The organism is Gordonia sp. (in: high G+C Gram-positive bacteria), from assembly GCF_047606305.1.
Classification (GTDB): domain Bacteria; phylum Actinomycetota; class Actinomycetes; order Mycobacteriales; family Mycobacteriaceae; genus Gordonia.
Genome location: NZ_JASGER010000012.1, coordinates 1 through 21,117 on the forward strand (window position 1 = coordinate 1; position 21,117 = coordinate 21,117).

Annotated in this window: 19 protein-coding genes, 4 tRNA genes and 1 pseudogene; 18 read left to right on the forward strand and 6 right to left on the reverse strand. The window is 70.6% G+C overall.

Features of this window, described 5'->3' with window-relative positions:
- Both QM634_RS02180 and dxs read left to right on the forward strand, forming a co-directional pair.
- Positions 1–635: pseudogene (locus QM634_RS02180) on the forward strand (class I SAM-dependent RNA methyltransferase); the annotation flags it as partial.
- A 57-nt stretch (positions 636–692) separates the two neighbouring features.
- Positions 693–2,624, forward strand: coding sequence for a 1-deoxy-D-xylulose-5-phosphate synthase (gene dxs / locus QM634_RS02185; protein ID WP_415041137.1), 1,932 nt, complete (start codon positions 693–695; stop codon positions 2,622–2,624).
- On the opposite strand, the gene QM634_RS02190 is transcribed toward dxs, so the two are convergent.
- Together QM634_RS02190 and QM634_RS02195 are read right to left on the reverse strand one after the other, a co-directional pair.
- Positions 2,621–3,853 carry an HRDC domain-containing protein gene (locus QM634_RS02190; RefSeq protein ID WP_415041138.1) on the reverse strand — a complete coding sequence of 411 codons (1,233 nt, stop codon included), beginning with the start codon at positions 3,851–3,853 and terminating at the stop codon, positions 2,621–2,623. The genes dxs and QM634_RS02190 overlap by 4 nt on opposite strands.
- Positions 3,854–3,860: 7 nt before the next feature.
- A complete protein-coding gene (locus QM634_RS02195; protein WP_415041139.1) occupies positions 3,861–4,514 on the reverse strand; it encodes a DUF3000 domain-containing protein in 654 nt (217 codons plus the stop codon).
- Positions 4,515–4,589: 75 nt separating this feature from the next.
- Between QM634_RS02195 and hemE the strand changes: the two genes are divergently transcribed.
- The 3 genes from hemE to hemQ are packed head-to-tail and all read left to right on the forward strand — an operon-like array spanning position 4,590 to position 7,705.
- Positions 4,590–5,636 carry a uroporphyrinogen decarboxylase gene (hemE, locus tag QM634_RS02200; protein WP_415041140.1) on the forward strand — a complete coding sequence of 349 codons (1,047 nt, stop codon included), beginning with the start codon at positions 4,590–4,592 and terminating at the stop codon, positions 5,634–5,636.
- Positions 5,633–7,003: an FAD-dependent oxidoreductase gene (locus tag QM634_RS02205; protein WP_415041141.1), complete on the forward strand. Its 1,371-nt coding sequence runs from the start codon at positions 5,633–5,635 to the stop codon at positions 7,001–7,003. Before hemE ends, QM634_RS02205 begins: the two co-directional genes overlap by 4 nt.
- Positions 7,004–7,012: 9 nt before the next feature.
- Positions 7,013–7,705, forward strand: a complete 693-nt coding sequence (gene hemQ / locus QM634_RS02210; RefSeq protein ID WP_415041142.1) for a hydrogen peroxide-dependent heme synthase — start codon at positions 7,013–7,015, stop codon at positions 7,703–7,705.
- On the opposite strand, the gene msrB is transcribed toward hemQ, so the two are convergent.
- From msrB to QM634_RS02230, 4 genes are read right to left on the reverse strand one after another with little or no spacing between them, the layout of a single operon-like run.
- A complete protein-coding gene (gene msrB, locus QM634_RS02215) occupies positions 7,702–8,127 on the reverse strand; it encodes a peptide-methionine (R)-S-oxide reductase MsrB (protein ID WP_415041143.1) in 426 nt (141 codons plus the stop codon). The two genes, hemQ and msrB, sit on opposite strands and share 4 nt — an antisense overlap.
- Entirely contained in the window at positions 8,124–9,365 is a 1,242-nt protein-coding gene (locus QM634_RS02220) for a glycosyltransferase family 87 protein (RefSeq protein WP_415041144.1), read from the reverse strand. Before QM634_RS02220 ends, msrB begins: the two co-directional genes overlap by 4 nt.
- A gap of 44 nt (positions 9,366–9,409) precedes the next feature.
- A complete protein-coding gene (locus tag QM634_RS02225; protein WP_415041145.1) occupies positions 9,410–10,984 on the reverse strand; it encodes an alpha/beta hydrolase in 1,575 nt (524 codons plus the stop codon).
- 10 nt (positions 10,985–10,994) lie between these two features.
- The gene (locus QM634_RS02230) at positions 10,995–11,720 is read right to left on the reverse strand and encodes a pyrimidine reductase family protein (protein WP_415041146.1); all 726 of its coding nucleotides are present in this window, start codon (positions 11,718–11,720) and stop codon (positions 10,995–10,997) included.
- A gap of 38 nt (positions 11,721–11,758) precedes the next feature.
- Between QM634_RS02230 and zapE the strand changes: the two genes are divergently transcribed.
- From zapE to QM634_RS02295, 13 genes are all read left to right on the forward strand, one after another.
- Complete coding sequence (gene zapE / locus QM634_RS02235; protein ID WP_415041147.1) at positions 11,759–12,778, forward strand: cell division protein ZapE; 1,020 nt, start codon at positions 11,759–11,761, stop codon at positions 12,776–12,778.
- A gap of 136 nt (positions 12,779–12,914) precedes the next feature.
- A tRNA-Gly gene (locus QM634_RS02240) sits at positions 12,915–12,987 on the forward strand.
- Between the two features lie 19 nt (positions 12,988–13,006).
- Positions 13,007–13,080, forward strand: a tRNA-Cys gene (locus tag QM634_RS02245).
- A 29-nt stretch (positions 13,081–13,109) separates the two neighbouring features.
- Positions 13,110–13,184: transfer RNA gene (locus QM634_RS02250), tRNA-Val, on the forward strand.
- Between the two features lie 53 nt (positions 13,185–13,237).
- Positions 13,238–13,312 (forward strand) — tRNA-Val (locus QM634_RS02255).
- Between the two features lie 101 nt (positions 13,313–13,413).
- Positions 13,414–15,486, forward strand: coding sequence for a threonine--tRNA ligase (gene thrS / locus QM634_RS02260; RefSeq protein WP_415041148.1), 2,073 nt, complete (start codon positions 13,414–13,416; stop codon positions 15,484–15,486).
- 13 nt (positions 15,487–15,499) lie between these two features.
- Positions 15,500–16,036, forward strand: coding sequence for an HIT family protein (locus QM634_RS02265; protein WP_415041149.1), 537 nt, complete (start codon positions 15,500–15,502; stop codon positions 16,034–16,036).
- Entirely contained in the window at positions 16,033–16,701 is a 669-nt protein-coding gene (pgsA, locus tag QM634_RS02270; RefSeq protein ID WP_415041150.1) for a phosphatidylinositol phosphate synthase, read from the forward strand. Before QM634_RS02265 ends, pgsA begins: the two co-directional genes overlap by 4 nt.
- Positions 16,698–17,633 carry a phosphatidylinositol mannoside acyltransferase gene (locus tag QM634_RS02275; protein WP_415041155.1) on the forward strand — a complete coding sequence of 312 codons (936 nt, stop codon included), beginning with the start codon at positions 16,698–16,700 and terminating at the stop codon, positions 17,631–17,633. Before pgsA ends, QM634_RS02275 begins: the two co-directional genes overlap by 4 nt.
- Entirely contained in the window at positions 17,630–18,754 is a 1,125-nt protein-coding gene (locus tag QM634_RS02280; protein WP_415041151.1) for a glycosyltransferase family 4 protein, read from the forward strand. The genes QM634_RS02275 and QM634_RS02280 overlap by 4 nt, the downstream gene beginning before the upstream one ends.
- Positions 18,755–18,769: 15 nt before the next feature.
- Positions 18,770–19,303, forward strand: coding sequence for an NUDIX hydrolase (locus QM634_RS02285; protein ID WP_415041152.1), 534 nt, complete (start codon positions 18,770–18,772; stop codon positions 19,301–19,303).
- A gap of 84 nt (positions 19,304–19,387) precedes the next feature.
- Complete coding sequence (gene pdxS / locus QM634_RS02290; protein WP_415041153.1) at positions 19,388–20,275, forward strand: pyridoxal 5'-phosphate synthase lyase subunit PdxS; 888 nt, start codon at positions 19,388–19,390, stop codon at positions 20,273–20,275.
- Between the two features lie 8 nt (positions 20,276–20,283).
- Positions 20,284–21,117: PP2C family protein-serine/threonine phosphatase (locus QM634_RS02295; protein WP_415041154.1), on the forward strand; the 834-nt coding region annotated here is incomplete at its 3' end.

The window sequence follows — 21,117 nt, forward strand, 5'->3', positions numbered from 1 at the left end:
CCGCCCAGCGGCGTCGGGCCCGTGGCGCGCGTCCGACGACCGTTCGCACGCTGACCGGCACCGGCACCGCCGGTTATCGCGTCGGCGGCCGCCGCTGGGAGCTGCCCGCCCGAGGATTCTGGCAGGCCCACCGCGGCGCTCCGGCGGCGTATGCGCGCCAAGTGGGCGAGTGGTTGGCGCCGTGGGCGAGCGCAGCCGTGGTCTGGGACCTCTACGGCGGGGCCGGGGTGTTCGCCGCTGCCGCACTCGACCTCGGTGCCGCCGAGGTCCACGTCGTCGACACCGATGCCGCCGCGCTGGCGGCCGCCGCCGTGGTCTTCGCCGGCGAGCCCGTCCGAACCGTGCGCGCCCCCGTGTCTCCGTCGAGCCTGGCCGACCTGCCGGCCCCCGGCGCGGTCATCCTCGATCCGCCGCGTCAGGGAGCCGGCGCCGCCGTGGTCGACGCCGTCGTCGCCGCCGGGCCGACCGCGATCGTGCACGTCGGCTGTGACCCCGCCGCCTTCGCCCGCGACATCGGCCGAGTCAGTGCCGCCGGATACCGGTTGACGGCGGTGCGCGGATTCGACGCCTTCCCGCTGACCCATCACGTCGAGGCGATGGCGCTACTGGTGCGCGCCGAAACGTCCGTAGACTGAAACCACCGTGCGCCGGCCCGCGCACCCAGCCCGCCCAACCGACAGGAGGACTCGACGATGAGTCTGTTGGAGTCGATCCACTCGCCGGCCGACCTGTCCGGCCTGACCAGCGAGGAAATGGATCGACTCGCCGAGGAGATCCGGCGGTTCCTGGTCGCGAAGGTGTCGGCGACCGGTGGGCACCTCGGCCCCAACCTCGGTGTCGTCGAGTTGACGATGGCCATCCACCGGGTCTTCGACTCCCCCCGCGATCCGGTGATCTTCGACACTGGTCATCAGTGCTACGTCCACAAGATCCTGACCGGGCGCGCCGACGAGTTCGACAGCCTGCGCCAGCGCGACGGGTTGACCGGCTACCAGGATCGCGCGGAGAGCTCGCACGACTGGGTGGAGTCCTCCCACGCGTCGGCGGCGCTGTCCTACGCGGACGGGCTGTCCAAGGCCTTCGAGTTGCGTGACGAGAAGCGCACCGTCGTGGCCGTCGTCGGTGACGGGGCGCTCACCGGCGGCATGTGTTGGGAGGCGCTGAACAACATCGCCGCGGCGAACCGCCCGGTGGTGATCGTGATCAACGACAACGGCCGCTCCTACGCCCCGACCATCGGCGGCCTTGCGCAGCACCTCTCCGGCCTGCGCCTGCAGCCCGGCTACGAGCGTTTCCTCGACGAGGGGCGCAAGCTCCTCAAGCAGGTGCCGGTCGTCGGCGACCCCGCCTATGCGGTGGTGCACGGGATGAAGACCGGCATCAAGGACCTCCTCGCCCCGCAGGCACTCTTCTCCGACCTCGGCCTGAAGTACGTGGGGCCGGTCGACGGCCACGACATCGGTGCGCTCGAGAGCGCCCTGCGCCAGGCCAAGTCGTTCGGCGGACCGGTCATCGTGCACGCGGTCACCCGCAAGGGCAACGGCTACGGCCCGGCCGAGGACCACGAAGAGGACCAGATGCACGGCATCGGCGTGATCGACCCGGTCACCGGGCGGCCCGCATCGGTGACCGCGCAGGACTGGACGTCGGTGTTCTCCACCGCCCTGGTCGAGGCGGGGTCGCGCCGGGGTGACGTCGTCGCGATCACCGCGGCGATGGCGGCGCCCACCGGCCTGGCCGCCTTCGGGGAGCGCTTTCCAGGCCGGTTGTACGACGTCGGCATCGCCGAACAGCACGCCCTGACCTCGGCGGCGGGTCTGGCATTGGGCGGCATGCACCCGGTCGTCGCGATCTACTCGACCTTCCTGAACCGCGCTTTCGACCAGTTGCTGATGGACGTGGCCCTGCTGGACCAGCCGGTCACCCTGGTGCTCGACCGGTCCGGTATCACCGGCCCGGACGGGCCCAGCCACCACGGCATGTGGGACCTCTCGCTGATGGCGATGGTGCCCGGTTTGCGGGTGGCCGCCCCGCGCGACGCGGTCCGGCTCCGCGAGGAACTCGACGAGGCGCTGGGCACCGACGACGGGCCGACGGCCCTCCGCTTCGCCAAGGGCGCCGTGCCCGAGGACATCCGCGCTGTCGAGCGGACCGCCGACGGGGTGGACGTGCTGCGACGCGGCAACCTCGGATCGGCGCGCCCGGCGGGGGATGTGCTCATCGTCGGTGTGGGCGCCTTTGCGGCGATGGCGTGTGACACCGCCGACCTGCTGGACAAGCAGGGGATAGAGACCACCGTCGTCGATCCGCGATGGGTTCTCCCCGTACCGGGCTCGATCGTCGACATGGCCGGCGACCACCGACTCGTGGTGACACTGGAGGACGGGCTGGTCGACGGTGGTGTCGGCTCGGCGATCATCGACGCGATGGCCGCCGCGGGGCTGACCGTGCCGGTCATGCAGCGCGGCATCCCGAAGGAGTTCGTGGCCGCGGCGTCGAGGGGCGAGATCCTCGGCGACCTCGGCCTGACCGCGAGGGAACTGTCCCGCACGATCACCGCGACGGTCTCCCGCCGCATGGACCCGGCCGGCGAGGACGCGCCCATCGCCGGCGACGCCGGCTAGCCCTCCACCTGCCCCAGCGCCACCGCGATGGCCTCGCGGGTCAATTCCCGCTGCCACGGGCGCGCGTGTCCGGCGGCGAGGGCTTCATCGACGGCGTCAGGGTCGGCGGCCACACCGTTCCAGCACAGCTGGCGGACCAGTTCCGGGGCCAGCAGGTTCTCCGCGGGCACCGACACCGACTCGGCGACCTCGGCGACGGCCGGGCGGACCGCCGCCGCGCGTGCTGCGGCCTCGGGGTTGCGCTGGTCCCACCGGTTGACCGGGGGCAGCCCGATCGTCGGTGCCGAGCGTCGCGGCAGGTCGGAGTCGGGGAGCTCGCGGGCGCGGTGCAGCGCGGCCAGCCAACGCTTGGCGTGTCGGCGCTGGCGCGGACCGCCGAAGACTTTGAGCGCGGTGAGTTCGTCGATGGTGGTGGGGTCGGTGGCGGCCGCATCGATGATCGCCGAGTCCGGCAACACCCGACCCGGGGCCACGTCGCGCTGACGGGCCAACTCCTCGCGCGACTCCCACAACTCGCGCACCGCGGCGAGCTGCCGCGGCGACTTGAGGCTGTGAATGTTGGAGGTGCGGCGCCACCGGTCCACCCGTGGAGGATTGGGCGGGCGCTGCAGGATGTACGCGAACTCCTGCGCGGCCCAACCGTCCTTGCCCTCCGCGCGCAGGCGGGCGTCCATCGCGTCGCGCAGTTCGACCAGCATCTCGACGTCCAGCGCCGCATAGTTGAGCCAGTCGTCGGGTAGCGGCCGCTTGGACCAGTCGGCGGCGCCGTGGCCCTTGCGGAGTTCGTAGCCCAGGAAGTGGGCGGTCATCGCGGCCAGGTTGACCCGGTTCAGACCGAGGAGCCGACCGGCCAGCTCGGTGTCGTAGAGGTCCTGGCAGCGCATCCCCAACTCGCGCAGGCAGGGCAGGTCCTGGTCGGCGGCGTGCAGCACCCACTGCGGTCCGTCGAGCGCGTCGATGACCGACGTGAGGGCGTCGGGATGACTGATCGGGTCGATCAGGAAGGTGCCCGACCCGTTGCGCCGGATCTGCACGAGGTAGGCGCGCTGGGAATAGCGGAATCCGGAGGCCCGCTCGGTGTCCAGCGCGATGGGTCCCGAACCGGCCGCCAGGCGCCCGGCCGCGTCGGCGAACTCGGCCGGTTCGACGAGCACATCGGGCACGCCGTCGGCCGGTGCGAGCAACGGCGTGGTGGCCGGCGCCTCGTCGGGGGTGTCGGTTTCGGTCATCGGGACCTCAGTCGGTGGACTTGAGGGCGGTCACGCCGGTGGGCGGGAGGCCCGCGGCGGTGGCGAGCACCTCGCAGAACGCCTCGAGGTGGGGCGCGAGGGTGGGGTCGAGAGCGGTCCATGAGGCGCGCAGCTCGAGCTGATGGGCGCGCGGCGGGCCCGCGATGTCGCCGTAGCGCACCGAGCTGGTCGAGGTCACGGTGCCGCCGAGCGCGGTGAGGGCCGGGGCGGAGGGACCGGTTCCGGTCGGCGTCGAATCCTCGCCCTCCGCGACGCCCAGGGCGTCGGTGAGCCAGCTCCAGGCGACCTCCGGCAGCATCGGGTCGGTCGCCAAGTCGGCCTCGACGTCGACCTGGATGTAGGCCACGAGGCGGATGGTGCCGCTCCACGCGTCGTTGCCGTCCGGGTCGTATAGGACGATGAGGCGCCCGAAAGCCGACCCGGAGGAGTCGGTGGGGACGTCCTCGGAATCCTCGGTGCGCACCTCGGCGCCGACGGCGTAGCTGTACGGCGCGAGTCGTTGCGGTGGGCGGATGGGGCTGACGTCGATGTCCGGCCGCACGGCGGCGGCCTGCAGGGACGCCACGGCGGCGGTGAAATCGGCGGGATCGCCCGCCCGACTCGCCGTGGTACCGCTCTCCGGGGTACCTGATCCGATCACCGGTCCAACCTAGGACGGGCGCCCCCGCGTCGGTGGGAGGCGCGCCGGGCCGGGCCCCGGGCCGCTGCCGCTACAGTGGTCGCCGTGACCGACAAACCGCTGCTCGACGCCGCAGCCGGGCGCCAGCCATCCCGGCGACCGGTGTGGTTCATGCGCCAGGCCGGGCGGTCGTTGCCCGAGTACCGGGCCCTGCGCGCCAACCGCGGCATGCTCGAAGCCTGCTTCGACCCGGAGATGGTCTGCGAGATCACCCTGCAGCCGGTCCGCCGACACGACACCGACGGCGCGATCCTGTTCTCCGACATCGTGGTGCCCCTCAAAGCGGCCGGCATCGACCTGGACATCGTCGCCGGGACCGGGCCGGTCATCGCCGAACCGGTGCGCACGGCGGCGGATGTGGAGTCGATCGCCCGACTCGAGCCCGACGCGGTCGGGGCCGTGGCGAAGGCCGTGCAGTTGCTGCGTGCAGAGCTGGCGTCGACGCCGACCGCCCTCATCGGATTCGCGGGAGCTCCGTTCACGCTCGCTTCGTACCTGATCGAGGGCGGGCCGAGCCGGAACTACACGCACACCAAGGCGATGATGTACGGCCAGCCAGACCGCTGGCACGCGCTCATGGGCCGCCTGGCCGACATCACGGTCGCCTTCCTGCGCGTCCAGCTCGACGCCGGTGTCGAAGCCGTTCAGCTGTTCGACTCCTGGGCGGGCATGCTGTCGCGGCGCGACTACGAGACATTCGTGGCCCCGCACAGCACCCGCGTCTTCGCCGAGATCGCCGACTACGACGTGCCGCGCATCCACTTCGGCGTCGGCACCGGCGAACTGCTCGCCCCGATGGCCCAGACGGGGGCCGACGTCATGGGCGTCGACTGGCGGGTGCCGCTGGACGAGGCGGCCGCGCGCATCGGGCCGGGCAAGGCCCTGCAGGGCAACCTCGACCCCGCTGTCCTGTTCGCCGGTGAGCGCGTGCTCGCCGAACACGTGTCGCGGGTGATTGCCGACGCGGATCGCGCGCTCGCGTCCGGCGCGCGGGGCCATATCTTCAACCTCGGCCACGGCGTGCTTCCCGACACCGACCCCGAGGCGATCACGCGGGCCGTAGAGCTGGTGCACTCGGCGTGAGCCGAATCGCGATCATCGGCGCCGGGCTCTCGGGGCTGGTCGCCGCCCACGAGCTGCGGCGCTCACTCGGACCGGACGTGACGATCGTCCTCTATGAGGCCTCCGATCGGGTCGGCGGGCTGCTGCACGGCGCCGACGTGGCCGGCCGGTACACCGACGTCGGGGCCGAGGCCTTCGTGCTGCGACGTCCCGAGGCGCGCGACCTGGTCGTCGAGCTGGGGCTGGCCGATCAGATCGTCGTACCGACCGGGGCCCGCCCGGCGGTCTGGGCGCGCGGTCGGCTGAATCCGTTGCCGACGCCGGCGTGGATGGGCATTCCGGCCTCGCCCGATGCCGTGCGGACGGTCGCCGACGACGAGGACCTCGAGCGCATGACGGCCGAGCCGCGACGGCCGTTGGCCTGGACGCCCGGTGCCGACGCCTCGATCGGAGACCTGGTGGCCGACCGCTTCGGTCCGTCCGTGGTGGCGCGCAGCGTGGACCCGATGATCGGCGGTGTGTACTCCTGCCTGTCCCGCGACATCGGTGTGCGCGCCGCAATGCCGGCGCTGGCGGCCCGCCTCGACGAGGGGGCGCCGAGTCTGACGGCAGCCGTCGCCGCGCTCCTGCCGTCGCCGGAGGCGCCCAGCTCACCGGTCTTCGGTGCGCTGCGCGGCGGCTATCGGGTGTTGGTGGACGCCCTGGTCGAGTCATCCGCACCGGTTCTGCACTTGCGCACCCCGGTCGCCGCGATCCGCGGCGAGGGCGCGGGATGGTCGGTGGACGGGCAGCGCCATGACGCGGTGATCGTCGCGACGCCCGCGCCCGTCGCGGCCGGACAATTGGCCGACGTCGCGGCCGACAGTGCCGGGGTGCTCGCCGACATCGCCACCGCACCGTCCGCGGTGGTCGCCCTCGCCCTCGCCCCCGCCGCGCGTGTGCCCGACCATTCCGGCATCTTGGCGGCGACCGGCGAGGAACTCGCCCGCGGCGAGTCCGCGAACGCGGTCAAGGCGATCACCATCAGTTCGCGCAAATGGGACCACTACGCCGGCCCGGACGGCCGGGTACGGCTGCGAGCGTCCTTCGGGCGGCTGGGCGAGCCGGTGACCGGCACCGATGCCGACCTCGTGCGGACGGCGGCCGCCGCGCTTGCGCAGGTGTGCGACGAGGTGCCGGGAGTCGTCGACGCCGCCGTCCAACGGTGGCCCGGCGGATTGCCGTGTTACGCGCCCGGGCACACCGAACGCGTGGCCGCGATCCTGGCCGGCCTGCCCGCCGGGGTCGCGGTGGCCGGCGCCGCCTACCGGGGCGTCGGGGTGCCGGCCTGCATCGCGCAGGCCCGTGGGGCGGCTGCCGCCGTTCGGGCGCATCTGGCCCGGGGGTAGCTTGGGATCATGGCCCGTTTGAACTACGACGAACTCAACAACACCATCCGCTACCTGATGTTCTCGGTGTTCACCGTGCGCCCCGGCGAGCTCACCGATAGGGATGCCGCCGGCGCCGAATTCGCCGCCTTCCTCGAGGAGATCCAGCGCGACGGCCTCGTCGTGCGCGGGGTGTACGACGTGGCCGGGATGCGTGGCGACTCCGACTACATGATCTGGTGGCACGCCGAGACCATCGAGGAGCTGCAGGACGCCTACCAGCGCCTGCGGCGCGACACCGCCGTCGGCCGCGCGAGCGACGCCTTCTGGAGCGCCTCGGCGTTGCACCGGCCGGCCGAGTTCAACAAGAGCCACATCCCGGCCTTCCTGGCGGGGGAGGACCCGGGCAACTACGTCTGCGTGTACCCGTTCGTGCGCTCGTACGACTGGTACCTGCTGCCCGACGAGGAGCGTCGCACCATGCTCGCCGATCACGGCAAGGAGGCCCGCGGTTACAAGGATGTGCGGGCCAACACGGTGCCCGCCTTCGCACTGGGCGACTACGAGTGGCTGTTGGCCTTCGAGGCGCCCGAACTGCACCGGATCGTCGACCTCATGCGCGACCTGCGGGCCACCGAGGCGCGCCGCCACGTGCGCGTCGAGATCCCGTTCTTCACCGGACCGCGGGTCGATCCGGCCGCGCTCGTCGCAAAGCTCCCCTAGGGGTTGCGGTCGTCCGGCTCGAGCGTCAGGCAGACCGAGTTGATGCAGTAGCGCTGATCGGTCGGGGTGTCATAGCCCTCGCCGGCGAAGACGTGGCCCAGGTGACTGTGGCAGTTCGCGCACAGGACCTCGGTGCGCACCGTCCCCAGGGAGGCGTCCCGCCGCTCGATGACCGTGTCGCCGGCCAGCGGCGTGAAGAACGACGGCCAGCCGCAGTGTGACTCGAATTTGGCGTCGCTGCGGAACAGTTCGGCGTTGCACGCGCGACACCGGTACACGCCGGTGGTCGTGACGTCGGTGTACTCGCCGGTGAAGGGCGGTTCGGTGCCCGCCCGGCGCAGCACCCGGAATTCGGTCGGCGTCAGCCGCCGCGCCCATTCCTCGTCGGACAGCGCGGAGAAGTCGGTGGTTTCCTCGCTCACGCTTCCACTGTAAGCGCGGCCGGCTCGCGGTCGCCGGCGCGCAGGTCCAGATAGCGCCAGAGCAGCGAGAAGAACACCGCGATCAGCAACAGCGACCAGCCCCACGTGACGGTCAACATGTCCATGTTGGTGCCGAAGGCCTCCCAGTTGGTCGGGAGGTGCTCCGATCGCGGGTTGCGGATCGTGTAATAGATGTCGACGGTCATACAGCCGTAGACGCCCAGCCACGCCGGCCAGTTGCGCATCGGCGACCCGGGCCGAATCACGGTCATCACCAGCGGGAACAGGAGCATCGAGTAGTAGCCCTGGCCGAGCGGGCCCACCAGGAACGACGCGGTCAGCAGGACGCCCGAGGAGGCCGTCAGCCACAGCACCTCGTCCTTGTCGCGGTAGTAGCGCCACAGGAACCAGACGCAGAACGCGGCCATCACCACGAACATCACGCGCAACAGCAGGATGAGCCACGGCTGCAGGCCGTAGAAGGTGCCCAGACCGCCGACCGAGTTGTTGTAGTAATCGCGCGTCTCCCGCAGATACGGGAACGTCTTGTCCATGAAGTTGTCGGTGTCCGGGACCAGCGGCCACGCGATGACGTTCAGCAACACCGGGATGCCCAGCGCCGGGATGAGTGCGCGCCACATGCCCTTCTTGAGCAACGGCAGCAGCAACACCGGCAGGAGCACGGGCTTCACCGCGATCGTCAGCCCGACGGCGATTCCCGCGAGCCACGGTCGGCCGGCCTTGAGCCACCACAGGAACAGCACGAGGCTCAGCAGCACGAAGGAGTTGAAGTTCGTGTACACCAGCGTGGCGGTCACCGACTCGCTGAGGAAGAAGAAGAAGATGACCGCGGGCAGCACCCACGAGGTGGCCTTATAGCCGAAAAGCCTGGTCAACACGTACGCCGAGATCAACAGTGCGACGACCGACAGTGCCAGGAACACCCACCGCGACCGCTCCGGGTCGAGGTAGGCGATCGGCGCCATCAGCAGCGTGCCCGACGGGGGGTAGAGGTAGTGCGGCTCGACGGTCGTGTAACTCTCGCCGTAGACCGTGCCCCCGTTGAGGAACCGCAGGGCGGCCTCGTACACGGGCTTGAAGTCGTCGGTGCGGTCGCCGTTGATCGCCAGCACGACGGTCTTGTGGAAGATCATCATGATGCTGATCGGCCACAGGATCGCCTTGATGATGCGCTCGGTCGGCACCGGGGGGAACAGGTAACGGTCTGCAATCGTCACGAGCGAACCGTACTACAAGCGGGCCCGCCACCCGCCGACCGTCGTCAACCGGCGGGGCACGCCCGGGTGCGGTCGCCGCCCAGTGCGTCGGCGTCCAGATAGTCCACGACCATCGCGGCCGCACAGTCGCTGTGGGCGAGCACCGAGTATCCGACGCCGTCCCAGCTGACGGTCGTGGGGGCGACTCCGGCGTCGGCGAACACTTTGTTCAGGGCGCCGGCGTCGCTGCCGTTCACCGGATCGGCCCCGGGGGCGAACACCAGGGGAGCGACGGGGAAGGAGGTCGGGGCCGCCGGCGGGGTCGTCGTTCCCCAGCCCGTGCAGCGGGCCAGGTCGATCGCCGCGGTGGTGCCCAGCAACGGGTATTGCTTGCCCCAGTCGCCGAGCAGCCCTTCGATCTCGTTGAGCCCGACGGTCCCGGTGACGTTGTTGCAGCGGCTCACCAGCATGCCGTCCGAGGACTGCAGGGCCGTCGTGCGACGGACCATGGTCGCAAGCGGGGCGGTGTTGCCGCCGTTTGCCGCACCGAGGGCCGCCACCAGGTCGCGCAGAGCGTCGTCGCCGGTGGCCAGACCGACCTGGATCATCACGGCCTGGGCGACCTGGGCATCCCCGAGATCCTTGAGGTCCCCGGTGCGCGCCTTGTCCAGGACCGACTTGAGCAGCGCGCCCGGGTCGGCCTCCTTGCCGCGGCAGGCCGTGTCGGTCGTACAGCGGCGGGTGAAGGTGTCCAGCGCCTGCTCGACGCCGCGCACCCGTGTCGCGGCCCGCGACTTGGCCGGCCCGCCGTAGGGGGTCGGGGAGTCCAGCACGACCCGACCGACGCGGTCGCCGTACTGCCCGGCATAGGCGAGCGCGACCTCCGAGCCGGTGCCGACGCCGAGGACGGCCAGCCGGTCGACGCCCCACTTGAGGCGCAATGCCTCGAGGTCGGTGGCCGACAGCGCGTAGGTGAAGGCCAGCGAATTGTCGTCGAGCGTGTCGGTGCACGAGTCGGCGGCGCTGCGCGCGGCCTTGGCGAGACGGTTGACGCGGGCCTTGGGGTCGTTGTCGGAGGCGGCGAGACCGTCGTCGGCGATGACCGCGCGGTCGGCGCGGGTCATGCAGTCGATATCGGCCAGGCCGCGCTGCTCGACGGCGACGACCGGGTGCTTGGTCAGCAGCGCCGTGCCGGCGGGACCGCCCGCCAGGGTCAGTGCGAGTTGCGCGGCGGGCAGGTCCGTACCGGTGACCATGACCACCGGAGCGGCGGTCCTCGGGGTAGCCGGGAGCGAGACCTTGACCAGCGGCACGGTGACCGACTGACCGCCGGCCGTGTTCGGGTCGGCCGGATTGCGCATGGTCGCGCAGCGAACGGTCACGCCCTTGGCCGGGGAGGCCCCGTAGCGGGCGGCCATGGACGACGGGCACTCGCGCCAATCCAGGTCGGTCTTGACGCCGGCCAGTGCCGGGATGGCCGGCTTGGTGGATTCCTTGGTCCGCACGCCCTTGGAGCCGCCGTCGTGGACGACCGCGGGTCCCGCGTCGGGCCCGACGGCGCAACCGGCCGCCAGAGTCGCCGCCAGGGGGAGCAGCAGGATTCGGGCGATGGCCCCCGTGCGCGCACCGTTGGACTGCATGCCACCGAGACTAGCGGGAGGATGGGCCCGCGGTCTGATCCCCGTCGCCCGTTCGCGCGGGTCGGACCCACCGCGCATAGAGGTAGCCGTCGTCATCGGTCAGCACCTGGGTGCACCGCATCGGCCGCGGCGCCTCGACGTCGAGGTGGACAGGCCGCGCCGCGGTCCCGCCGAGGAGGAGCGGACTGGTCGTGAGGCACAGCTCGTCGAGGGCATCGGCCGCGACGAAGGAACCCAATAGGCGGGGCCCGCCCTCCAGCAGGATCCGGCGCCATCCCCGGCGTGCGCACTCGGCGACGATCGCGGTCGGGTCGACGGTGTCGGTCCCGCAGTCGACCAGCGTCGCACCGGCATCGGCCAGCGACCGGCGTGCCGGGGTGGGAGCGGTCGAGCAGGTCAGGACGAGCGTGTGCGCATCGCCCAGCGGCCGGTAGTCGGCGGGGATGGCCAACGAGCGGGAGACCAGTGCCAGAGCCGGGCCGTCCGGTTGGCCGTAGCCCTCGGTGAGGGCCGTGTGGGTCCCGACCACGACGACGTCGGCCAACGAGCGCAGGGTGTCGAAGATCTGCTTGTCCCCGTCGCGGGCCAGGTCACCGCTGCGGCCCTCCAGGCCAGCGGCGCCGTCGACGCTCGCGATCATGTTGGCCCGGACCCACGGGTCGGGGCCGTCGGGATAGGCGTAGAGGCCCGCCAGGTCGTCGGGTGTGACGTCGCTCGCTTTGCGAAGAATCTGCACTACACCATTGTGGCGGGGACCGATAGGCTGCGAGGGTCATGACGCTGCATTTGTGTGATCGAAACCCGGTTGTCGCCCCGGAGACCCTCATCGCCGAGATGGTCCCACCCTCCACCTTCGACGACGTCAGCTTCGACACCTACATCCCGAGCCCCGACGAGCCGAGCCAGGCCGCCGCGCTGGCCGCCGCGCGCGACTTCGTCGAGCGGGCCAAGAAGGTCCGCGGCGGGGGCAAGCGGGGCCTGTTCCGCAAGGGCGGAACGGCGCACGGCATCGGTCTGTACCTCGACGGTGGTTTCGGTGTGGGCAAGACCCACCTGCTGGCGTCGATCTATCACGCGATGCCCGGTCCGAAGGCCTTCGCGACCTTCGTCGAGCTGACCCAGCTGGTCGGCGCACTGGGCTTCATCAACACCGTGGAGCGGCTGGCCGACCACACGGTCATCTGCATCGACGAGTTCGAGCTCGACGACCCGGGTGACACGATGCTGGTGTCCCGCCTGCTGACCGAGCTCAGCGAGAAGGGCGTGTCGATCGCGACCACCTCCAACACGTTGCCCGGCCAGCTGGGCGAGGGGCGGTTCGCGGCACAGGACTTCCTGCGCGAGATCCGCAAACTCTCGGCGATCTTCGAATCGGTCCGCGTCGACGGGCCCGACTACCGACACCGCGACCTGCCGCCGGCGCCCGAGCCGCGCACCGACGCCGCATTGGTCGAATTGGCCGAGTCGACGCCCGGGGCGAGCCTCGACGACTTCGGTGCCCTCTGCGACCACCTCGCCGCGCTGCACCCCTCCAAGTACAAGGCGCTCGTGGACGGGGTGTCCCTGGTCTGCGTGTCCGACGTCTCGCCGGCCACCGACCAGTCCGTCGCCCTGCGGCTGGTCGTCCTGGCCGACCGCCTCTACGACGCCGGCATCCCGCTGACCACGTCGGGTTGCAAACTCGACGAGATCTTCACCGAGGAGATGCTCGCCGGCGGCTACCGCAAGAAGTACCTGCGCGCCACGTCGCGCCTGCTGGCGCTGTCGCGCTTCGCCGAGGCCAACGCCGTCTGAGGGCGTCGCGGCGGGCCGGTCGAAAATCGAGCGGCACGCCGTCGACCTGGAGATTTGGCAATGCGTTCACGGGTCGGCTAGTGTTTCCACTCGCACCGCAAGCACACCGGGTAACCGGGGTGGGAGCGGACGGAATGCGGATGTGGCGCAGCTGGTAGCGCATCACCTTGCCAAGGTGAGGGTCGCGGGTTCGAATCCCGTCATCCGCTCGAGGCGAGTTCCTCGCATGGTGGTGTGGCCGAGTGGTGAGGCAACGGCCTGCAAAGCCGTGTACACGGGTTCGATTCCCGTCGCCACCTCCACTCAAGTGGGGTCCACCGACTTGAAACCCGCGCGATTAGCTCAGCGGGAGAGCGCTTCCCTGACACGGAAGAGGTCACAGGTTCAATCCCTGTATCGCGCACCACGGTCCACAGTGACGATGGGTCCGCCCGCGGGCTCCCGGCACCGGCGACCCGCGGTCCCATAGCTCAGCGGAAGAGCGCTCGCCTCACACGCGAGAGGTCGCTGGTTCGAACCCAGCTGGGACCACCACACCTTTGCGCCGGACACCACGGATACGATCTAGGGCGAACCCCGTCCGACGCCGCCGATCCCCTTCGCGCGGCCACCGTCAACGCCCGAGGAGTCCGTCCGTGTCGTCGCCATCCCCAGCCGCCGTGCCCCCCGTCATCCGGGTGCCCGCCGGGACGACCGCCGGGGCCGCGCTGCGCGAGCACGACGCACCCAACAAGGGCCCGCAGGCGATCGTCGTCGTGCGCGACCCGCAGGGCCACCTGCGCGACCTGTCCTGGGCGCCGGAGTCGGACACCGACGTCGAGCCGGTGACCGCCGACAGCGAGGACGGCCGCAGCGTCATCCGACACTCGGCCGCGCACGTCCTGGCGCAGGCGGTCCAGGACCGGTTCCCGGAGGCGAAGCTCGGCATCGGACCGCCGATCACCGACGGCTTCTACTACGACTTCGACGTCGCCGAGCCGTTCACGCCGGAGGATCTGGCCGAGCTCGAGAAGTCCATGCGCAAGATCATCAAGTCGGGTCAGCGGTTCTCCCGGCGGGTGTACGGCTCCCCCGAGGAGGCCAAGGCCGAGCTCGCCGACGAGCCGTACAAGCTCGAGCTCGTCGACGACAAGGGTGCCGGCGACGACCCGGAGGTCATGGAGGTCGGTGGGGGAGAGCTCACCGCCTACGACAATCTGAATCCCCGCACGGGAGAACGGATTTGGGGCGATCTGTGCCGCGGTCCGCACGTCCCCACCACCAAGTACATCCCGGCGTTCAAGCTCACCCGCAGCTCGGCCGCCTACTGGCGCGGCGACCAGAGCCTGGCCGATCTGCAGCGCGTCTACGGCACGGCCTGGGAGTCGACGGAGGCGCTGGACGCCCACCTCGACCGTCTCGCCGAGGCAGAGAAGCGCGACCACCGGCGACTCGGCGCCGAACTCGACCTGTTCAGCTTCCCCGACGAACTCGGCTCGGGCCTGCCGGTCTTCCACCCGAAGGGCGGCGTCATCCGCCGCGAGATGGAGGACTACTCGCGCGAGCAGCACGCCGCGGCCGGCTACGAGTTCGTCAACACCCCGCACGTGACGAAGGGGCATCTGTTCGAGGTGTCCAAGCACCTCGAGTGGTACGCCGACGGCATGTTCCCGCCGATGCACCTCGATGCGGAGTACAACGAGGACGGCACCGTTCGCAAACCCGGCCAGGACTACTACGTCAAGCCGATGAACTGCCCGATGCACAACCTCATCTACCGCTCCCGCGGGCGCTCCTACCGCGAGCTGCCGCTGCGCCTCTTCGAATTCGGTTCGGTGTACCGCTACGAGAAGTCCGGCGTCGTGCACGGACTCACGCGTGCCCGCGGCTTCACGCAGGACGACGCGCACATCTACTGCACCCAGGAGCAGATCGTCGAGGAGCTGACCGGCACCCTCGAATTCGTCTTGCAGCTGCTCAAGGACTACGGCCTGGACGACTTCTACCTGGAGCTGTCCACCAAGGACCCGGAGAAGTACGTGGGCACCGACGAGGTCTGGGAAGAGGCCACCGAGACCCTCCGCAAGGTCGGCGAGTCGACCGGGCTCGACCTCGTGCCCGACCCGGGCGGCGCGGCGTTCTACGGCCCGAAGATCTCGGTCCAGGCCAAGGATGCGCTCGGCCGGACCTGGCAGATGTCGACCCTGCAACTCGACTTCTTCGAACCGGAGCTCTTCGAGCTCGAATACACCGCCTCGGACGGCACCAAGAAGCGCCCGGTCATGATCCACCGCGCGCTGTTCGGTTCCATCGAGCGGTTCTTCGGCGTGCTCACCGAGCACTACGCCGGTGCGTTCCCGGTCTGGTTGGCGCCGGTCCAGGTGGTCGGGATCCCGGTCGCCGAGGCCTTCGCGCCGCATCTGAACGGGGTGATCGGCCGGCTCAAGAGCCGTCGCGTGCGCGCCGAGGTGGACCTGTCCGACGACCGCATGCAGAAGAAGATCCGCAACCACACGACCGCCAAGGTCCCGTTCATGCTCCTGGCCGGGGAGCGCGACGTGGAGGCGAACGCCGTCAGCTTCCGCTTCCGCGACGGCACCCAGCTCAACGGGGTGCCAGTCGACGACGCCATCACGGCGATCGACGAGTGGGAGGAATCGAGGCGCAACGACTCGCCGACCGCCGATACGATGGCGGAGTTCATCGAGGCGGCCCGGAAGCGCCGATGAGCCAGGAGCGACGATGATGGAGCAGGACGGGTTGCAGCGGCTGTGGACGCCGTACCGGATGAGTTACATCACCGCCGAGCAGCCGCGCGTCGCCAGCGACGGCGGGGAGCTGACCGGACACCCGTTCCTGGACATCCCGCGCATGTCCGACGAGGACGGGTTGGTCGTCGCGCGCGGCGAAACGGTGTACGCGGTGCTGAACCTGTACCCGTACAACCCCGGCCACACGATGATCGTGCCGTATCGCCAGGTCGCCGAACTGGAGGCGCTGACCGCCGCCGAGTCGGCCGAACTCATGGCGTTCACGCAGAAGACGATCCGCGCGATCAAGGCGGTCTCGTCGCCGGATGCGTTCAACGTGGGCCTGAACCTCGGCTCGGCCGCCGGTGGCTCGCTGTCCGAGCACATCCACCAGCACATCGTGCCGCGCTGGACCGGCGACGCGAATTTCATCACCGTCGTCGGCGACACCAAGGTGCTCCCGCAGCTGCTGCACGACACCCGCGCCCTGCTCGCCGAGGCGTGGCGCAACCTCGAGGAGGATGCGTGATCAGCTTCCGCGGCGGCCGCCAGGCGGTCTCCACCGTCACCGATCCGATCGGCCGTGCGCTGCTGCGCATCGGTCTGACGCCCGATGCCATGACCGTCATCGGCACGGTCATCACCGTGGCGTCGGCGATCGTGCTGTTCGGCAACGGCTACCTGTTCGCCGGCGCACTGGTGTGCTGGGCCTTCGTGATGCTCGACATGGTCGACGGTGCGATGGCCCGCGCCCGCGGCTGGGGCACGCGGTTCGGCGCGGTGCTCGACTCCACCTGTGACCGGATCGCCGACGGTGCCATCTTCGGCGCCCTCGCCTGGTGGGCGGCGGTCGACCAGCAACACCGGTTGCTGTTGGTGGCGACGCTGATCGTCCTGGTGACCTCCCAGGTCATCTCCTATGCGAAGTCGCGGGCCGAGGCCGCCGGGCTCAACGGCGACGGAGGCCTGATCGAACGGCCGGAACGGCTGATCATCGGCCTGACCGGCGCCGGCCTGACCGACTTCCCCGGCCTGCACTGGACCTGGGCCATCCACATCGCCATGTGGTCGCTGGCGGTGTTGAGCATCATCACCGTCGGGCAGCGGATGTGGTCGATCTACACGTCCCCCGGTGCGCGGGAGCCCCTGGTCGCCGATGCGCAGTCCGATGCCGACGCGGAGCGGGAGGACTGAGCGACGTGGCGGACCTGCGGGCCGGTATCGCCGAGCGCCTCACCGATGCGGGCTATGCCGCCGGGTGGGCGGCGCTGCGGTACGCCCCCGACGGCGTGGCGCGCGGCCTGTTCGACCGCGTCGGCTCGGTACTCGGTCGACGCGGCGGCGGACCGGAGCAGCTGCGCCGCAACCTGGCCCGGGTGATCGGAGCGCGACCGGAGGACGTGCCCGATCAGCTCCTCGTCGACGCCATGACCTCCTACATGCGGTACTGGTGCGAGTCGTTCCGGCTGCCGTCGATGGATCCCGCGCAGGCGGCCGCGACGATGCACATGGCCGCACCCGACCAGGGCCGGCTGCGCGAGGCGCACGATCAGGGCAAGGGTGTCATCTGCGCCCTGCCGCACAGTGGCAACTGGGACATGGCCGGGGTCTGGCTGGTGCAGAACTTCGGCACCTTCTCGACCGTCGCCGAGCGGCTCAAGCCCGAATCGCTGTTCCAACGCTTCGTCGACTACCGCGAATCCCTCGGCTTCGAGATCTTCCCGCTCTCCGGCGGAGAGCAGCCGCCCTTCGTCGAGCTGGCCGCCCGGCTGCGCGACGGTGGCATCGTCTGCCTACTCGCCGATCGCGACCTGGCCCGCCACGGGATCCCGGTCACCTTCTTCGGCGAGCAGACCCGCATGCCGGCGGGGCCGGCGAAGCTGGCGATCGAGACGGGCGCCGCGCTGCTCCCGGCGCACCACTGGTTCGACGAGGAGCCGGACTCGCACTGCTCGATCGGCGAGCGCATCGACGTCAGCGGGGGAATCGAGGCGGCAACCCAGGGACTGGCCGCCGCATTCGAGCGCAACATCGCCGCACACCCCGCGGATTGGCACATGCTGCAGCCGCTGTGGCAGGCCGATTGGAGCGCGGACCGCCGTCGACGGCTCGAGGAAGCGCCATGAGGATCGGCATGGTGTGCCCGTACTCCTTCGACATCCCCGGCGGGGTCCAGGCGCACGTGGTCGAACTGGCCCAGGTCTTCATCGAGCGCGGACACGAGGTCAGCGTGCTCGCCCCGGCGGGCGCCGACGTCGCGCTGCCCGATTACGTCGTGTCGGCCGGTCCGGCGCTGGCGATCCCGTACAACGGCTCGGTCTCGCGCGTGACCTTCTCCCCGCGCGCCTATCGGGAGCTGCGGCGCTGGATCGCCGAGGGCGACTTCGACGTGCTGCACGTGCACGAACCCAACGCGCCGTCCATCTCCATGCTGTCGCTGATGGTCGCCGACGGGCCGATCGTCACCACCTTCCACACCTCGACGACCAGGTCGCTGGTGCTGAGCGTCTTCCAGGGCGTGCTGCGGCCCTACCACGAGCGGATCAAGGGCAAGATCGCCGTGTCCGAACTCGCGCGGCGATGGCAGATGGAGGCACTCGGGTCGGACGCCGTGGAGATCCCCAACGGCATCAACGTTCCCTTCTTCGCCGACGCCGAGCCGCTCGACGGATACCCGAGGGCCGGGCGCACCATCCTGTTCCTCGGCCGCTACGGGGAGCCGCGCAAGGGCATCGACATCCTGATGCGGGCCCTGCCGGAAATCGTCGCGGCCTTCCCCGACATCACCGTCCTGGTGGTCGGCGGCGGCAACGAGGAGGCGCTGCGCCGACGGGCCGGTGAGCTCTCCGGGCACCTGGTCTTCCTGGGGCTGGTCGACGACGCCACGAAGGCGCGCGCGCTGCGGTCGGCCGACGTCTACTGTGCGCCGAACCTGGGCGGCGAGAGTTTCGGCATCGTCCTGGTGGAGGCGATGGCCGCGGGCGCCGCGGTCATCGCCAGCGACCTCAACGCCTTCCGACGGGTGTTGGACAACGGGCGCGCGGGTCGCCTGGTCGAAACCGGATCGGCGTCCGAGCTGGCCGCCGGCGTGATCGACCTGCTGACCGACGACGAGGGCCGGGCCGAGCAGGTCCGCATCGGTTCGGAACAGGCCTGGCGCTACGACTGGTCGCGCGTGGCCGATCAGATCATGCGCGTCTACGAGACGGTGACGGTGGGCGCGGGCCCCGTCGTGATCGCGGACTGAACCCGGGGGATCGGTGTGGACGGAATTGGAATCGGCCTGATCGTGGTGGCCGCGGTCGTGGTCGTGGCGGTGCTGCTGTGGGCCTACCGGGTCGCGAACCGACTCGACCGGCTGCACGTGCGCACCGACCTCGCCCGGCAGTCGCTGGTGGCCGCACTCGACCGGCGCGCCGTCGTGGCGCGGGCGATCGCCGCGGCCCTGCGCGAGCGCGACGACGACGGTCTGCAGCAGTTGGGCACCGGGCTGGCCCGGTTGGCCGACGAGGCGGAGGCGACCGGCATCGACGATCGGGAGAATGTCGAGAACGAGCTGTCGGTCCTGCTCGGCAAGGTGGCCGTGGCCACCAAGGGGATCACACCCCACCCGACCGAGCTGATCGCCGAGATCTCCGACGCGCAGACGCGGGTGATCCTGGCGCGCCGCTTCTACAACGACGCGGTCCGCGACACCCTTGCCCTGGCCCAGCGACGTCCGGTGCGCTGGTTGCGGCTCGGCGGGCGCGCGCCGCTCCCGGCCTACTTCGAGATCACCGAGCGGGTCAGCGCCTAGCCCGGCGGCCCTGGGACGTTCGGTGACCTGCGGCTGGCCTAGACTGGTCGGGTATTGGCGGGTTGAATTTCAGGAGTGGGTCAGGTGAGTGAGAACGTCGGCACCTCGCGGGTGAAGCGGGGCATGGCCGAAATGCTCAAGGGCGGCGTCATCATGGATGTCGTCACGCCGGAACAGGCGAAGATCGCCGAGGACGCCGGAGCGGTGGCCGTGATGGCCCTCGAGCGCGTCCCCGCGGACATCCGCGCGCAGGGCGGCGTGTCGCGGATGAGTGATCCCGACATGATCGAGGGCATCAAGGCGGCCGTGACCATCCCGGTGATGGCCAAGGCCCGCATCGGCCACTTCGTCGAAGCGCAGATCCTGGAGAGCCTGGGTGTCGACTACATCGACGAGTCCGAGGTGCTGACCCCCGCGGACTACAGCAACCACATCGACAAGTGGGCGTTCACCGTGCCGTTCGTCTGCGGCGCGACGAATCTCGGCGAAGCGCTGCGCCGCATCACCGAGGGTGCCGCGATGATCCGCTCGAAGGGCGAGGCGGGCACCGGGGACGTGTCCAACGCGACGACGCACATGCGCAAGATCCGCGACGAGATCCGCCGGCTGACCTCGCTGCCCGAGGACGAGCTCTACGTCGCGGCCAAGGAACTGCAGGCGCCCTACGAGTTGGTCGCCGAGGTCGCCAAGGCGGGCAAGCTCCCGGTCACGCTCTTCACCGCCGGGGGCATCGCCACGCCGGCCGACGCCGCGATGATGATGCAACTCGGCGCCGAGGGCGTCTTCGTGGGCTCGGGCATCTTCAAGTCGGGCAATCCGGAGCAGCGCGCCGCGGCGATCGTCAAGGCGACCACCTTCCACGACGACCCGGGCATGCTCGCCAAGGTGTCGCGCGGACTCGGCGAGGCGATGGTCGGCATCAACGTCGACGACATCCCGGTCCCGCACCGGCTCGCCGAGCGGGGTTGGTGAATCAGCGCGTGAGCGTGCCGGGGTTCGTCCGCGACGATGTCGCCGCCGGCCACCACGATATCGCCGGACTCCGGCTGGAGTGGGCCGTGGCGTGCAATGTCGGCAGCGTGCGCGAGGCCAACGAGGATGCGGCCGTGGTGCAACCCGGCCTGATCCTCCTGGCCGACGGCATGGGCGGGCACGAGGCCGGCGAAGTCGCCAGTGAGATCGCCCTCGAGGTGTTGTCGACGGTCGCGGTGGGTCAGGAGCAGGACGCGACGCGCGAGGCCGTCGACGACTTGCTCGTGCGGGCTCAGGACCGGATCGGCGAGGTGGACACCTCGAGCGAGCGCCGGGCCGGTACGACGGCCACCGGGGCGGTGCTCATCACCCGCGACGATGCACCGCACTGGCTGGTGTTCAACATCGGTGATTCGCGGACCTACTGTGTGCGCGAGGGTGTGCTCGAGCAGGTCACGGTCGACCATTCGCAGGTCCAGGAGTTCGTGGACGCCGGGATGATGACGGCCGAGCAGGCTCGGGTCGACCCGCGGCGCAACGTGATCACGCGCGCGCTCGGCGGCGGGATGGAGCCCCCGCGCGCGGACTACTTCGTCTTCGAGACCGAGCCCGGGGACCAGCTGCTGCTCTGCTCGGACGGCCTGACCGGCGAGCTGCCGGATGAGGAGATCGCCGAGGTGCTCGCGCGGAGCGAGACCGCCCAGGACGCCGTCGACGAGCTCGTCGAGGGGGCGCTGGCCCTCGGTGGCCACGACAACATCACCGTCGTCGTCGTGCGCATCGGCGCGGGCGAGGAGGCCGGCGAAAAGGCCGATGAGCCGGTCGTGGCCGACGCCGATGCG